Source organism: Spongiactinospora sp. TRM90649, assembly GCF_029382225.1.
In the GTDB taxonomy this organism is placed as follows: domain Bacteria; phylum Actinomycetota; class Actinomycetes; order Streptosporangiales; family Streptosporangiaceae; genus Spongiactinospora.
The window spans coordinates 29,803-43,259 of sequence record NZ_JARLTC010000010.1 but is presented as its reverse complement, the minus strand read 5'-3'; the positions used below and the strand labels follow the sequence as shown (position 1 = coordinate 43,259).

At 72.0% G+C, this 13,457-nt stretch carries 10 protein-coding genes; 7 read left to right on the top strand and 3 right to left on the bottom strand.

The window, feature by feature from the left end; translation table 11 throughout:
* Positions 1–10 precede the first annotated feature (10 nt).
* The gene (locus P3X83_RS14030) at positions 11–712 is read left to right on the top strand and encodes an ElyC/SanA/YdcF family protein (protein WP_277305465.1); all 702 of its coding nucleotides are present in this window, start codon (positions 11–13) and stop codon (positions 710–712) included.
* A 22-nt stretch (positions 713–734) separates the two neighbouring features.
* Here P3X83_RS14030 and P3X83_RS14025 read toward each other — a convergent pair whose 3' ends face one another.
* Complete coding sequence (locus tag P3X83_RS14025; protein WP_277305464.1) at positions 735–1,877, bottom strand: PrsW family intramembrane metalloprotease; 1,143 nt, start codon at positions 1,875–1,877, stop codon at positions 735–737.
* Positions 1,878–1,924: 47 nt separating this feature from the next.
* Entirely contained in the window at positions 1,925–2,851 is a 927-nt protein-coding gene (locus P3X83_RS14020) for a heme o synthase (protein ID WP_277305664.1), read from the bottom strand.
* 361 nt (positions 2,852–3,212) lie between these two features.
* Here P3X83_RS14020 and tkt point away from each other — a divergent pair, with 361 nt between their 5' ends.
* The 6 genes from tkt to pgl all read left to right on the top strand — a co-directional run bounded on the left by tkt (position 3,213) and on the right by pgl (position 11,389).
* A complete protein-coding gene (gene tkt, locus P3X83_RS14015) occupies positions 3,213–5,309 on the top strand; it encodes a transketolase (RefSeq protein ID WP_277305463.1) in 2,097 nt (698 codons plus the stop codon).
* 2 nt (positions 5,310–5,311) lie between these two features.
* Positions 5,312–6,415: a transaldolase gene (gene tal / locus P3X83_RS14010; RefSeq protein WP_277305462.1), complete on the top strand. Its 1,104-nt coding sequence runs from the start codon at positions 5,312–5,314 to the stop codon at positions 6,413–6,415.
* A 5-nt stretch (positions 6,416–6,420) separates the two neighbouring features.
* Entirely contained in the window at positions 6,421–8,034 is a 1,614-nt protein-coding gene (locus P3X83_RS14005; protein ID WP_277305461.1) for a glucose-6-phosphate isomerase, read from the top strand.
* Positions 8,035–8,154: 120 nt separating this feature from the next.
* The gene (zwf, locus tag P3X83_RS14000; protein ID WP_277305663.1) at positions 8,155–9,675 is read left to right on the top strand and encodes a glucose-6-phosphate dehydrogenase; all 1,521 of its coding nucleotides are present in this window, start codon (positions 8,155–8,157) and stop codon (positions 9,673–9,675) included.
* A gap of 1 nt (position 9,676) precedes the next feature.
* Complete coding sequence (locus P3X83_RS13995; RefSeq protein ID WP_277305460.1) at positions 9,677–10,576, top strand: glucose-6-phosphate dehydrogenase assembly protein OpcA; 900 nt, start codon at positions 9,677–9,679, stop codon at positions 10,574–10,576.
* A 42-nt stretch (positions 10,577–10,618) separates the two neighbouring features.
* The gene (gene pgl / locus P3X83_RS13990) at positions 10,619–11,389 is read left to right on the top strand and encodes a 6-phosphogluconolactonase (RefSeq protein WP_277305459.1); all 771 of its coding nucleotides are present in this window, start codon (positions 10,619–10,621) and stop codon (positions 11,387–11,389) included.
* A gap of 72 nt (positions 11,390–11,461) precedes the next feature.
* Here the strand turns inward: pgl and P3X83_RS13985 are convergent, their stop codons facing one another.
* Positions 11,462–13,444 carry a hypothetical protein gene (locus P3X83_RS13985; RefSeq protein ID WP_277305458.1) on the bottom strand — a complete coding sequence of 661 codons (1,983 nt, stop codon included), beginning with the start codon at positions 13,442–13,444 and terminating at the stop codon, positions 11,462–11,464.
* Positions 13,445–13,457 lie beyond the last annotated feature (13 nt).

Below are 13,457 nucleotides of genomic sequence, written 5' to 3'. Positions count from 1 at the left end.
CGAAAGGCTGATGCCCGTGCACCGCCAGTCGCGCACCGCCCGCCGCCGCGTCTTCCAGGCCGTGGTCCTGCTCAGCGTGCTCGCCCTGGCACCCCTCACCTGGGCCTGGCTGGCCAGCTCCGGGCACCGCGCGGTGGCGGGGAACGGCTCCTCCTGGCTGGGCGAGGTCCCCGAGGCCCCGGTGGCGCTGGTGCTGGGCGCGGGGATCCGCTGGGACCGGCCCACGCCGATGCTGGCCAAGCGGCTCGACATCGCCGCCGCCCTCTACCACGCGGGCCGGGTCCGTGCGCTGCTGCTGTCCGGCGACAACGGCCGGACGGGCTACGACGAGCCGACGGTGATGCGCGACTACCTGGTGGCCAAGGGGGTCCCCGGCGACGCCGTGGTGCTCGACTACGCGGGATTCGACACCTGGGACTCCTGTGTGCGGGCCCGGCAGGTGTTCGGGGCCGACCGCGTCACGGTGATCACGCAGGTCTTCCACCTGCCTAGGGCGGTCACGCTGTGCCGTACGGCCGGGCTCGCCGCCTTCGGCGTCGGCGACGACTCCTCGGCCCAGTGGCCGGGCCCCACCCTCGCCTACGCCGCCAGGGAGTTCCTCGCCTCGGCCAAGGGCTTCCTGGACGCCGTGGTGCTGCGCTCCGAGCCGCGCTTTCCCGGCCCCCCCGAGACCTCGCTGCACGAGGCGCTGACCCGCCACCCGCCCCGTTGAGCGCCGCGCCCAGGGGCCGTGCCTAGAGGGCCGTGGCGCCCGGCACGGGCATGCCGATCCTGGCCATCCGCAGGCACTCCAGCAGGGCCCGCTGCTCGTCGTAGAAGGTCCGCTCGCCGATCGCCCGCCGCGCCGCCCGCTCGTGCAGCAGCCCCAGCTCCGTCGCGGCGAGCTGGTAGTCGTTCATCGCGCGCAGCCCGCCCTTGCCGCCGTGCGCCCTGGCGTACTGCCTGGCCTGACGGCGGGCGGGCAGCGAGGACAGCATGGCCACGTCGGCCGGGGTGATCAGCCCCGTCGGCTGGTAGGCGGGCAGGTAGCGCTGGATCAGCGCGACGATGCGCCGCCGGTCGCGGATCACGACGCCGATCAGCACGAACAGGACCAGCATCAGGACCAGGTAGGCGATGGCCAGGCCGACGAACCCGCCGTAGGTGGCGAAGCCGTTCCACAGCCCGTGCAGCAGCATGGCGCCGATCCAGCCGGCCACCACCACCAGCACCCGCCCGGAACCACTGCGCCTGGCCGCGACCGCCACCGCGATGCCGATCATCGAGGTGAACAGCGGATGGGCGAAGGGCGACAGGATGCCCCGCAGCACCACGGTCACCGCGAGGTCCTGCCCGCCCAGCTCGCCGCTCTGCGCGGCGACGTAGTAACTGACGTTCTCCGACATGGCGAAGCCGAGGCCGACCATGCAGGCGTAGATGATGCCGTCGGTGGGGCCGTCCAGCTCCTGCCGGCGAAACCGCAGCAGGCCGAGCAGCACCAGGCCCTTCATGGTCTCCTCGACCACGGGGGCGCCGAAGGTGGCCGCGATGCCCCTGGCGTCGGCGGGGTTGAGGCCCGCGGCGTCGCGGATGTAGAGCAGGCCAAGGGAGTTGACGATGCCCGCGATCAGGACGGCGACGCCGGCGCCCCACGCGAACGCGAAGATCAGGTTGCTCCTGGGCTCGGGCTCCATGCGGTCCAGGCCGAGCACGGCCGCCAGCAGCAGCGGCACCGGGGCGATGGCCAGGATGAGGGCGATGAAGAACCGGACCGTCCCGCCGTCGAGCAGGTCGAATGAGAAGGACGCCAGGGCGCACAGACCGGTGACGACCAGCCCGATGATGAGTCCGAACGAAGGGCGGTCCTTGAGCACCCAGCGGGGATCACGGCTCATCATGTGGCGAGGGTAACCGATCAGCCACGACCTGTCCGCTCCCGGCCGGTTCAGGCCAGCAGGGAGTCGACCGCGACGGCCAGGAAGAGCAGCGCCAGGTAGGCGTTGGACCAGTGGAAGAACCGCATCGGCCGCAGCGCCACACCGGTCTTGCCCGCGTTGACGCGGGCCAGCAGGCGGTGCACCTCCCACAGGCAGGCGGCGCCGAGCACGACGGCGACGGCCGGGTAGAGCAGCGTGGTGCCGGCCACCGGCCACAGCAGCAGCGAGCACGCCACGGTGGCCCAGGTGTAGGCGATGCTCTCCAGCACCACCCGGCGCTCGGTGGCGACCACGGGGAGCATCGGCACCTCGGCGGCGGCGTAGTCCTCGCGGTAGCGCATCGCCAGCGTCCAGGTGTGCGGCGGGGTCCAGAAGAAGACCACCCCGAACAGCACCAGCGGCGCCCAGTCGAGCCGCCCGGTGATCCCGGCCCAGCCGATCAGCACCGGCATGCACCCGGCGATGCCGCCCCACACCACGTTCTGCGACGTGCGCCGCTTGAGCAGCAGGGAGTACACGAAGACGTAGAAGAGGATCGCCGCCAGTGACAGCAGCCCGGCCAGCCAGTTCACCGACAGGCCCAGGCCCAGCGTGGCCAGCGCGCCGAGCACCACGCCGAAGACCAGCGCGCCCCTGGGCGAGACCTCGTGGCGGGCCAGCGGGCGGCGGCGGGTGCGCCGCATGGCCGCGTCGATGTCGCGGTCGATGTAGCAGTTCAGCGCGTTGGCGCTGCCCGCCGACAGGGTGCCGAACACCAGCGTGGCGACGGCCGGCCACAGGGCGGGCAGGCCGCGGGCCGCCAGGAACATCACGGGCAGGGTGGTGATCAGGAGCAGCTCGATGATCCGCGGCTTCGTCAGAGCGACATAGGCCTTGATCACCGTGCCCACCGCGCGGTGCCCGGAAAGGGGACGCGCCTGGGCGGCGGCCTCTATCGTGGCCGCCGAGGGCTTGTTCGTCAGCACCGTCAAGGCGCTTCCAGCACGTGCGGGGTCAACGCGTAACCTCTGATCAGAGCGGATCCGTGGAATGTGCGGGCACCAGCCAGCTCGGAGACTCACTGTAGTGCCAGGCACCACCGGTCCCGGTACGGGGGCCGGGCGCCGCGTGGCGGAAGGCTCCGAACACGGGTTTCGTCCCCTCCGCAGGAAGAATTCATCGGGGCCGGTCAAGCGGCACGGCGGGCCGCCCCACGCTGGGAGGCTCGACCCGTTAGGGTCCGATGTGGGCGGGAAATGCCAACCGGCGCCACAATCACGAGTAGATCCGGAGATCGAGCAGTTGAGCAGCGAAGTCTTGCCAGCACTTGAGTGGACCGACCTCGACCGGCGCGCAGTCGACGTCGTCCGCGCCCTGGCTATGGACGCGGTGGAGAAGGCCGGCTCGGGGCACCCCGGCACCGCCATGAGCCTCGCCCCGGCCGCGTATCTGCTTTTCCAGCGGACCATGCGCCACGACCCCTCCGAGCCCGGCTGGGCGGGGCGTGATCGGTTCGTCCTCTCCTGTGGCCATTCCAGCCTCACCCTCTACGTTCAGCTCTACCTGTCCGGCTACGGCCTGACGCTCGACGACCTCAGGCGGCTGCGCCAGTGGGACAGCCTCACCCCCGGTCACCCCGAGCACGGGCACACCGTGGGCGTGGAGACGACCACCGGCCCGCTCGGCCAGGGCATCGGCAACGCGGTGGGCATGGCCATGGCCGCCCGGCGCGAGCGGGGCCTGTTCGACCCGGACGCCGCCCCCGGCACCAGCCCCTTCGACCACATGATCTGGTGTTTCGCCTCCGACGGCGACATCGAGGAGGGCATCAGCCACGAGGTGAGCGCCCTGGCCGGCCACCAGCGGCTCGGCAACCTGGTCGTGCTGTACGACAGCAACCACATCTCCATCGAGGACGACACCCGGATCGCGCTGTCGGAAGATGTCGCCAAGCGCTACGAGGCGTACGGCTGGCACGTCGTCGACGTCGACTGGACCGCCACCGGTGAGTACGTCGAGGACGTGCAGCGGCTGCACGCCGCGATGGAGGAGGCGCGCGCCGAGACCGGCCGTCCCAGCCTGATCAGGCTGCGCACCATCATCGGCTGGCCCGCCCCTAACAAGCGCAACACCGGCAAGATCCACGGCTCTGCGCTCGGCGCCGACGAGGTGGCCGCCACCAAGGAGATCCTCGGGCTCGACCCCGCCGTCTCCTTCCAGGTGCCGGACGAGGTGCTCGAACACGCCCGCGAGGTGGTGCGCCGGGGCCGCGACGCCCGCGCCGACTGGGAGAAGTCGTACCAGGCGTGGCGTGCCGACAACCCGCGCCGCGCGGCGGAGTTCGACCGGATCTCCGCCAGGGAGCTGCCGGAGGGGTGGACGGCGGCGCTGCCGTCGTTCGAGGCGGGCGGCTCGGTGGCCACCCGCAAGGCGTCCGGGCAGGTGCTCAGCGCGCTCGCGCCGGTGCTCCCCGAGCTGTGGGGCGGTTCGGCCGACCTGGCCGAGTCCAACAACACCACGATGAAGGGTGAGCCCTCCTTCATCCCCGAGGAGTTCCAGACCAAGGAGTTCCCCGGCAACAAGTACGGGCGCACCCTGCACTTCGGCATCCGTGAGCACGGCATGGGCGCCATCCTCAACGGCATCGCCCTGCACGGCGGCACCCGCCCCTACGGCGGCACCTTCCTGGTCTTCTCCGACTACATGCGCCCGGCCGTCCGGCTGGCGGCGCTGATGAAGCTGCCCGTCATCTACGTGTGGACCCACGACTCCATCGGTCTGGGCGAGGACGGCCCGACCCACCAGCCGATCGAGCACCTGTGGGCGCTGCGCGCCATTCCGGGCCTCGACGTCGTGCGCCCGGCCGACGCCAACGAGACGGCGGCGGCCTGGAGGATCGTGCTGCAGCACACCGACCGCCCGGCGGCGCTGGCGCTGACCCGCCAGAACCTCCCGGTGCTGGCCGAGACCGCCGACGCGGCGAAGGTCGCCAGGGGCGGTTACATCCTGCGCGAGGCGTCGGGCGACCGCCCCAGGGTGATCCTCATCGCCACCGGCAGCGAGGTCGAGCTCGCCCTTTCGGCGCGCGAGACCCTGGAGGCCAAGGGCGTTCCGGCCCGTGTCGTGTCGATGCCGTGCGTGGAGTGGTTCCGCGCCCAGGACCGCGCCTACCGCGAGGAGGTGCTGCCGCACGAGATCAAGGCCCGTGTGGCGGTCGAAGCGGGAATCGCGATGGGCTGGCGGGAGTTCGTGGGAGAAGAGGGGGAAGTGCTCAGCATTGAGCACTTCGGTGCCTCGGCACCGTACCGGACCTTGTTCGAGCAGTTCGGCCTGACCGCCGACCGCGTGGTGGCGGCGGCCAACGCCAGCCTCGCGCGGACGGGGGCCGACAAGGGCGAGACGACGGGAAACTGACCATGAGCGAGATCCTTGACAGGCTGGCGGCCCACGGAGTGGCCATCTGGCTTGACGACATCAGCCGCGATCGGCTGCGCACCGGCAACCTTGCCGATCTGGTGCGCACGAAGAACGTGGTGGGCGTGACGTCGAATCCGACGATCTTCGCCGCCGCGCTCAGCAAGGGCGACGCCTACGAGGGCCAGCTTCACGACCTGCGGGTGCGCGGGGTCGACGTGGGCGAGGCCGTGCGCGCGATCACGACCTACGACATCCGCTGGGCCGCCGACGTGCTGCGCCCGGTGTACGACGCCACCGGCGGCGTGGACGGCCGGGTGTCCATCGAGGTGGACCCCCGGCTGGCCAGGGAGACCGAGCGCACCGTCGCCGAGGCCCGCGCGCTGTGGTGGCTGGTGGACCGGCCCAACCTGTTCATCAAGATCCCGGCGACCGAGGAGGGCCTGCCCGCGATCACCGCGGCGCTGGCCGAGGGCATCAGCGTCAACGTCACGCTGATCTTCTCCCTGGAGCGCTACCGCGCGGTACTCGACGCCTGGCTGTCCGGCCTGGAGCAGGCCAAGGCCAACGGCCTCGACGTCTCGTCGATCGAGTCGGTGGGCTCGTTCTTCGTCAGCCGCGTGGACACCGAGGTGGACAAGCGCCTCGACGCCGTCGGCACCGACGCCGCGCGGGAGCTCAAGGGCAAGGCCGCCGTGGCGAACGCCCGGCTGGCGCACGCCGCCTTCGAAGACGTCATCGCCTCCGAGCGGTGGAAGGCGCTGGCCGCCGAAGGAGCCCGGCCGCAGCGCCCGCTGTGGGCGTCCACCGGCACCAAGAACCCGGACTACCCGGACACGCTCTACATCGACGAACTGGTCACCTCCGGGGTGGTCAACACCATGCCGGAAAAGACCCTCGACGCGGCCGCCGGCCATGCCAGGATCGATGGCGACACGGTCCGCCCCTTCTACGAGCAGGCGTGGAACACCATGGCGGCGTTGAAGGCGGCGGGCATCGACTACGACGACGTCGTGCGGGTGCTCGAAGACGAGGGCGTCGCGAAGTTCGAGACGTCCTGGAACGAGCTGATCGACACGGTGACGGCCGAGCTGAAGAAGGCGTGAACCCAATGACGGTGACATTCGGTGACGACGCGACGGCGGACGGCGCCGCGCGGGCGGCCGGCGCCCTGGCCGCCGACGGCGTGCCACAGGCGCTCGCCGCCGGCGACCCCACGCTGTGGGGCCCGGACGCCCAGGCCGAGGCGGCCATCCGCCTCGGCTGGCTCAACCTCCCGCTGACCAGCAGGGAGCTGCTGCCCGAGATCGGCGAACTGGTGGAGCGGGCCCGCGCCGAGGGCCTCGACCACGTGGTGCTGGCGGGCATGGGCGGCTCCTCGCTGGCGCCCGAGGTCATCTGCGCCACCGCCGACGTCCCGCTGACCGTGCTCGACACCACCGACCCCGGCCAGGTGCGCCGGGCGCTGGACGACCGCCTGGAGCGCACGATCCTGGTGGTGGCGAGCAAGAGCGGCGGCACGGTCGAGACCGACAGTCACCGCCGGATCTACGAGCGGGCCTTCCGCGACGCCGGGATCGACCCGGCCGACCGGATCGTGGTCGTCACCGACCCCGGCTCGCCGCTGGAACAGGCCGCCATCGAGGCGGGCTACACGGTGATCCTGGCCGACCCCAACGTGGGCGGGCGCTACAGCGCGCTGAGCGCCTTCGGCCTGGTGCCCAGCGCGCTGGCCGGGGCCGACGTCACGCGGCTGCTCGACGACGCCGAGGCGGTGCACGCCTCGCTGGCCGAGACCGAGGGCAACCCCGGGCTCGACCTGGGGGCCGCGCTCGGCCAGGCCGCGCTCGACGGCCGGGACAAGCTGCTGCTGGACGACCGTCTGTCCGAGATCAGCGGCCTGCCCGACTGGATCGAGCAGCTCGTGGCCGAGTCCACCGGCAAGAACGGCAAGGGCGTCCTGCCGGTGGTCTCCGGCGACCCGACCGGCGCTCCCGACGAGTTCGTGGTAGGCATCGGCGGCGAGGGCCGGGTTCGGGTGGACGGCCCGCTCGGGGCGCAGTTCCTGGTCTGGGAGTACGCCACGGCGATCGCCGGCCGGCTGCTCGGCATCGACCCGTTCGACCAGCCGAACGTGGCCGAGTCCAAGGAGAACACCGCCGCGATCCTCGCGGCCGGGTTCGGCGAGGAGAAGCCCGTTCTGGTGGACGGCCCGGTCGAGGTCTACGGCCACGTGCCGGGCGACCCGTCCGACCTCTCCGACGTGCTCACCGGGCTGCTGCGCGCGGTGCCCGACGACGGTTACCTCGCGGTGCTGGCCTACCTGGACCGCTGGGCCGCCTTCGACGTCGCGCAGCCCGAGGACGCCTCCCTCGACCAGCTCACCGAGGCGTGGACGGCACGCGACCCGGCGACCCTGCGGGCACTGCTGGCCGTGCGCACCGAGCGGCCGGTGACCTTCGGCTGGGGGCCGCGCTTCCTGCACTCCACCGGCCAGTATCACAAGGGCGGCCCGCAGAACGGCGTGTTCCTGCAGATCACCGGCGCGGTGACCGACGACATCGAGGTGCCGGGCAAGCCGTACACGCTGGGCAGGCTGCAGCTCGCCCAGGCGCTCGGCGATCTCGGCGCGCTCACGGGGCGCGGGCGGCCGGTGGTCCGGCTGCACCTCACCGACCGCGTGGCGGGCGTGGCCCACCTCCTCGCCGCGGCCCGCAAGGAATGACCACGGATCAGGGATATTCGAGCGAGGGCCAGACAGATGAGCACTGAGCCGGCCGCTCCTGCGGACGAGGCACAGACCGTCGCCGCCGCGGCGTCGGTGGCGGCGACGACGGAAGACGTGATGCGGACCAACCCGCTGCGCGACCCGCGCGACAAGCGCCTGCCCCGCGTGGCGGGGCCGTGTGTGCTGGTGCTGTTCGGGGTCACCGGTGACCTGGCCAAGCGGAAGCTGCTGCCGGCGATCTACGACCTGGGCAACCGGGGGCTGCTGCCCCCGGGGTTCTCCCTGGTCGGGTTCGCCCGGCGGGAGTGGCGTGACCAGGACTTCGCGCAGCTCACCCACGACGCCATCAAGGAGCACGCGCGCACGCCGTTCCGCGAGGAGGTCTGGCGGCAGCTTCGCGAGGGCATCGCCTTCGTGCCCGGCGAGTTCTCCGACGACGGCGCGTTCGACGCGCTGGCCATGGCGCTGAAGGAGATCGACGAGACCCGCGGCACGGGCGGCAACTACGCCTTCTACCTGTCGGTGCCGCCGAAGTTCTTCCCCAAGGTGGTCGAGCAGCTCCGGCGCACGGGGCTGGCCGACGCGCCCGACGGGGCCTGGCGGCGGGTCGTCATCGAGAAGCCGTTCGGGCACGACCTGCGGAGCGCCCAGGAGCTGAACTCCATCACCAGCGCGGTCTTCCCGGAGAGCTCGGTCTTCCGGATCGACCACTACCTGGGCAAGGAGACCGTCCAGAACATCATGGCGCTGCGGTTCGCCAACAACCTGTGGGAACCGATCTGGAACCGCGGCTACGTGGACCACGTGCAGATCACCATGGCCGAGGACATCGGCATCGGCGGCCGGGCCGGCTACTACGACGGCATCGGCGCCGCGCGCGACGTCATCCAGAACCACCTGCTGCAGCTCCTGGCGCTGATCGGCATGGAGGACCCCACGTCCTTCGACGCCGACGCGCTGCGCCGGGAGAAGGAGAAGGTCCTCAAGGCCGTGCGGCTGCCGCACGACCTGGCGCTGGGCACCGCGCGCGGGGCCTACACCGCGGGCTGGCAGGGCGGCGAGCACGTGGTGGGCTACCTGGAGGAGGACGGCATCCCGCCGGACTCGGTGACCGAGACCTACGCGGCGGTCAAGCTGGAGATCGCCAACCGGCGCTGGGCGGGCGTGCCGTTCTACCTGCGCACCGGCAAGCGGCTGGGCCGCCGGGTGACCGAGGTCGCGATCGTGTTCCAGCGGGCCCCGCACCTGCCCTTCAGCAAGGACGACACCGAGATCCTCGGGCAGAACGCCCTGGTCATCCGGGTCCAGCCGGACGAGGGCATCACGGTCAGGTTCGGCTCGAAGGTGCCGGGCACGGCCATGGAGGTCCGCGATGTGAGCATGGACTTCGCCTACGGCGAGTCCTTCATGGAGTCCTCCCCCGAGGCCTACGAGCGGCTGCTGGTCGACGTGCTGATCGGCGATCCGCCGTTGTTCCCGCATCAGCGGGAGGTGGAGCTGTCCTGGCGGATCCTCGACCCGATCGAAGACTTCTGGGCCACCCAGGGGCAGCCGGAGGGTTACGCGGCGGGCACGTGGGGCCCGGCGTCGGCCGACAAGATGATGGCCCGCGACGGGCGGGTCTGGAGGAGGCTCTGACATGACGAGCTTCATGCTGAGCGGCACGACCGCCTCCAAGATCTCCACTCAGCTCACCCATCTGCGCCACCAGATGGGGGCGCCTGCCATCGGCATGGTGCTGACGCTGGTGACGGTCTGCGATGAGAGCAACCAGTACGACGCGGTGCGCGCGGCCACCGACGCCGCCCGCGAGCATCCCTCGCGGATCGTCGTGGTGATCGCGCGCTCCGACGACGAGCCGAGCCGGCTCGACGCCGAGCTGCGGATCGGCGAGTCCACACCGGGCGAGACGGTCCTGCTGCGCCTGTACGGCGAGCTGACCCGGCACGCCGAGTCCGTGGTGAGCCCGCTGCTGCTGCCCGACACCCCGGTGGTCGCCTGGTGGCCGGGCGACTGCCCGCAGGTCCCCGCCAAGAACCCGATCGGCCTGCTGGCCCAGCGGCGGATCACCGACGCCAGGGCCTCGGCCGACGCGGTCAAAGCGATCACGAACCGGTCCAGGGGTTACATTCCCGGCGACACCGATCTGGCCTGGACCCGGCTGACCCCGTGGCGCAGCCTGCTGGCCGCGGCGCTCGACCAGCCGATCGGTGAGGTCGATTCGGGCGCCGTGGAGGGGGTCTCCGGAGATCCGAGCCCGCCGCTGCTCGCGGCGTGGCTGTCGGAGCGGCTGGGCGCGCCGATCGAGGTGGCCGACTCCGCCGGGCCCGGCCTGACCGGGGTGCGGCTGGTCACTGCCGACGGCGAGGTCCGGGTCACCAGGACCGACTCGCGGCTGGCGACGCTGTCGCGGCCGGGGCAGCCGGACCGCCGGGTGGCGCTGGCGCGCCGACCGACCTCGGAGCTGCTGGCCGAGGAGCTCCGCCGGCTCGACCCTGACGAGATCTACGCGACGGCGATCCGGCGACTGGCCGGCTAGCCGCCGCGCCGTACCACTAGAACCATCAAGAAGGGCACCACCGTGACCGTTCCCGGCGTTGTCGTGCACCGCGACGCCGACGTGCTCGCCAAGGCCGTCGCCGCCCGTCTCATCTCGCGTCTGGTGGACCGGCAGTCCGCGGCCGGGTCCGCCTCGCTGGTGCTCACCGGTGGCACGGTGGGCCTGGCGACGCTGGCCGAGGTCGCGGCCACCCCGGCGCGTGACGCGGTGGACTGGCGCCACCTGGACATCTGGTGGGGCGACGAGCGTTTCCTGGACGAGGGCGACGCGGAGCGCAACGAGACGGGCGCGCGGGCGGCGCTGCTCGACCACGTGGACGTGGACCCGGAGCGGGTCCACGTCATGCGGGGGCCCGACTCGGGGATGTCGGCCGAGGAGTCGGCCGAGGCCTACGCCCGGGAGCTGCGCCGCGCGGCCCGGCCGGAGGATCACGGGCCGGTGCCCGCGTTCGACCTGCTCCTCTTGGGGATGGGGCCGGACGGCCACGTCGCCTCGCTGTTCCCGGAGTCGCCCGCGCTGTACGACGAGCGTCCGGTGGTGGCGGTGCACGGCTCCCCCAAGCCGCCGCCGACCAGGATCTCGCTGACCATGCCGTCGATCCGGGCGGCCCGTGAGGTCTGGGTGGTCGCGGCGGGCGAGGAGAAGGCCAAGGCGGCCCGGCTGGCGCTCGGCGGCGCGGGGGTCATGCAGATCCCGGCCGCCGGGGCGCGCGGTGGGCGCACGCTGTTCCTGCTGGACCGTGCCGCCGCCGCGAAGATCCCGCCGGAGCTGGGCCCGTTCGCCGTGGCCTGAGCGGCCCGGGCGTCGCAACGCGCCACGGGATGCACGGGGCGAGATATGGAGCCGGTATCTCACCGCAGAATGTCAGAATTTCCAGCGGTAGAGCTTGGTGCTACGGGTGTAGTAGAGGTTGCCGTCGCCGCCTTCGATGAGGTGCGAGACGCCGCCGCCGACCACCTTGACCGCCTTCATGCTGGGCACGTCGATCCGCCACAGCGCACCGGCGATCGAGGCGTAGGCCGTGCGGCCGTCACGCAGCACCAGGCCGCGCTCCTGGCCGTACATGGTCTTCTGGACGGGGAAGATCTTCCTGGACTTCACCACCTTGCCCGGGCGGGCGTCGTAGGCGAACACCGTGCCGTCGGCCAGGCCCCAGATCCGGCCCCTGGCGTCGACGGTCAGCGCGTTGACCGAGGTGGCGCCGGGCACGGGGGTGATGGTGCGGACGACCTTGCCGGTGGCGGGGTCGAACACGAACAGCCGGGCCTCGGTGGCGGTGGGCTCGATGCCGTAGCCGCCGTTGATCGAGGTGCCGCCGTAGATCAGGCCGTCCGCCGCGGCCAGGGAGACCACGCTCTGCGCGGGCACGATGTCACGGCGCACGTCGATCGCGCCGGTGGCCGGGTTCCAGAGGGTGAGGGCGCCGCCCAGCCGTCCGGACTTGGGCACGCTGCCCACCGCCATCAGGTCGCCGACGGCGGCGAACGCCTGCGGCCTGTCCTGCTCCCGGCCGATGGTCACGGCGGGCCCCGGGTTGGTGCCGTAGGCCCACGGCCGGTCGATGTCGTAGTCGAGGAGCTGGCCGTCGGGGTAGCGGCCGTAGACCAGGTGACGGCCGTAGGTGCCGAAGCCCTCGACCTGCCCGGCGGAGGCCAGCAGGCCGGTCGATCCCGTCGCCGGGTCGAAACGCGCCATTCCGGGCGGGGAGAGGAACGCGCCGACGTGGATCGCTCCGTCGGGGGCGCGGCCGAGCGACTGCAGCGGGTTGGGCGTGCCCTCCAGGTCCGCCTCGCCGACGTAGGCGGACTTGCGCGTCTCGGGGTTCCAGACGTAGATGCGCCCGTAGTAGTACGTCATCGCCAGCGACTTGCCGGGGAAGTCCGGGTCGGCCATGTCGATCCACGCCCAGGAGCCGGGGAACGCGTTCGGCCCCCACCCGGTCTTGGTCCAGGTCAGCGTGGTCAGGTCGTAGCGGACCACGCCTTCCGAGGAGATGCGGAAGTAGACGTAGCGGCCCGTGGGGTCGAGGGTGGAGATCTGCCGGCCGGAGATGGCCTTCACGATGTCGGCGTACGTGCCGCTCTCACGGTCGTAGACGAGCAGGTCGTTGGACGGCTGCACGCGCAGCAGCAGGTACTTCCCGGCCAGGGTCATGTCGTAGACGACCTCGTGGGTCGCGTACTCGGCGGGCAGCGCGATCTGCTCGGCCTGGCCGGTGGCGCGGTCGAAGCGGGCCATCCGGGCGCGGGGCTGGGTGCCGAAGTAGACGCTCTTCTCGTCCACCGCCAGCGACCTGCCGTAGGTCTCCCCCGGCACGAGCTGTCCGTGGTTCGTGAACCGTCCCGAGCTCGGGTCGTAGGAGATGAGCAGCCCACCCGGGTAGGTGCCGCCGTAGACGGTGCCGTCGGGCGCGGCGGCCAGGCGCCAGATGCCCTCCCCCTGGTACGGCACGCCGAGCGAGGTCACCTTGGCGTCGCCGGGCTTCCAGCGGTAGAGCTGGCCCTCGGTCATGCCGAAGTACACCGTGCCGTCGGCGGCCGAGAACGTGCTCGCCCAGCTGTTGATCCCGGCGGGGAGGCGTTCCCGGAACACCACCTGCCGCGACCGGATGTCGGTGACCTGGAACATCGCCGGCGTCTCGGTGTTGCCCGCCGTCACCCAGTACGCCTGGGGCCGCCCCTCGGCGTCCACGCCCTGCGATTGCTCCTGCGAGAGGACGCGAGCCGGGATGGAATGCCCGAGGTCCTCCTCCGCGCCGGTCATGGGCGCCTGCCCATCGGCGGTCGCGACCCCCGGCCACAGCGCCAGAGCGGCCACGAGGCCCGCCACCAATGCCAACCGTCTCAATTGAGCCCTCCTA

Excerpts from the sequence above, each read along its gene's own strand:
- tal (WP_277305462.1), top strand. The coding sequence starts at position 5,312 with ATGAGCGAGATCCTTGACAGGCTGGCGGCCCACGGAGTGGCCATCTGG.
- zwf (WP_277305663.1), top strand. The coding sequence starts at position 8,155 with ATGCGGACCAACCCGCTGCGCGACCCGCGCGACAAGCGCCTGCCCCGC.
- P3X83_RS14030 (WP_277305465.1), top strand. The coding sequence starts at position 11 with ATGCCCGTGCACCGCCAGTCGCGCACCGCCCGCCGCCGCGTCTTCCAG.
- P3X83_RS14005 (WP_277305461.1), top strand. The coding sequence starts at position 6,421 with ATGACGGTGACATTCGGTGACGACGCGACGGCGGACGGCGCCGCGCGG.
- P3X83_RS13995 (WP_277305460.1), top strand. The coding sequence starts at position 9,677 with ATGACGAGCTTCATGCTGAGCGGCACGACCGCCTCCAAGATCTCCACT.
- P3X83_RS14025 (WP_277305464.1), bottom strand. The coding sequence starts at position 1,877 with ATGATGAGCCGTGATCCCCGCTGGGTGCTCAAGGACCGCCCTTCGTTC.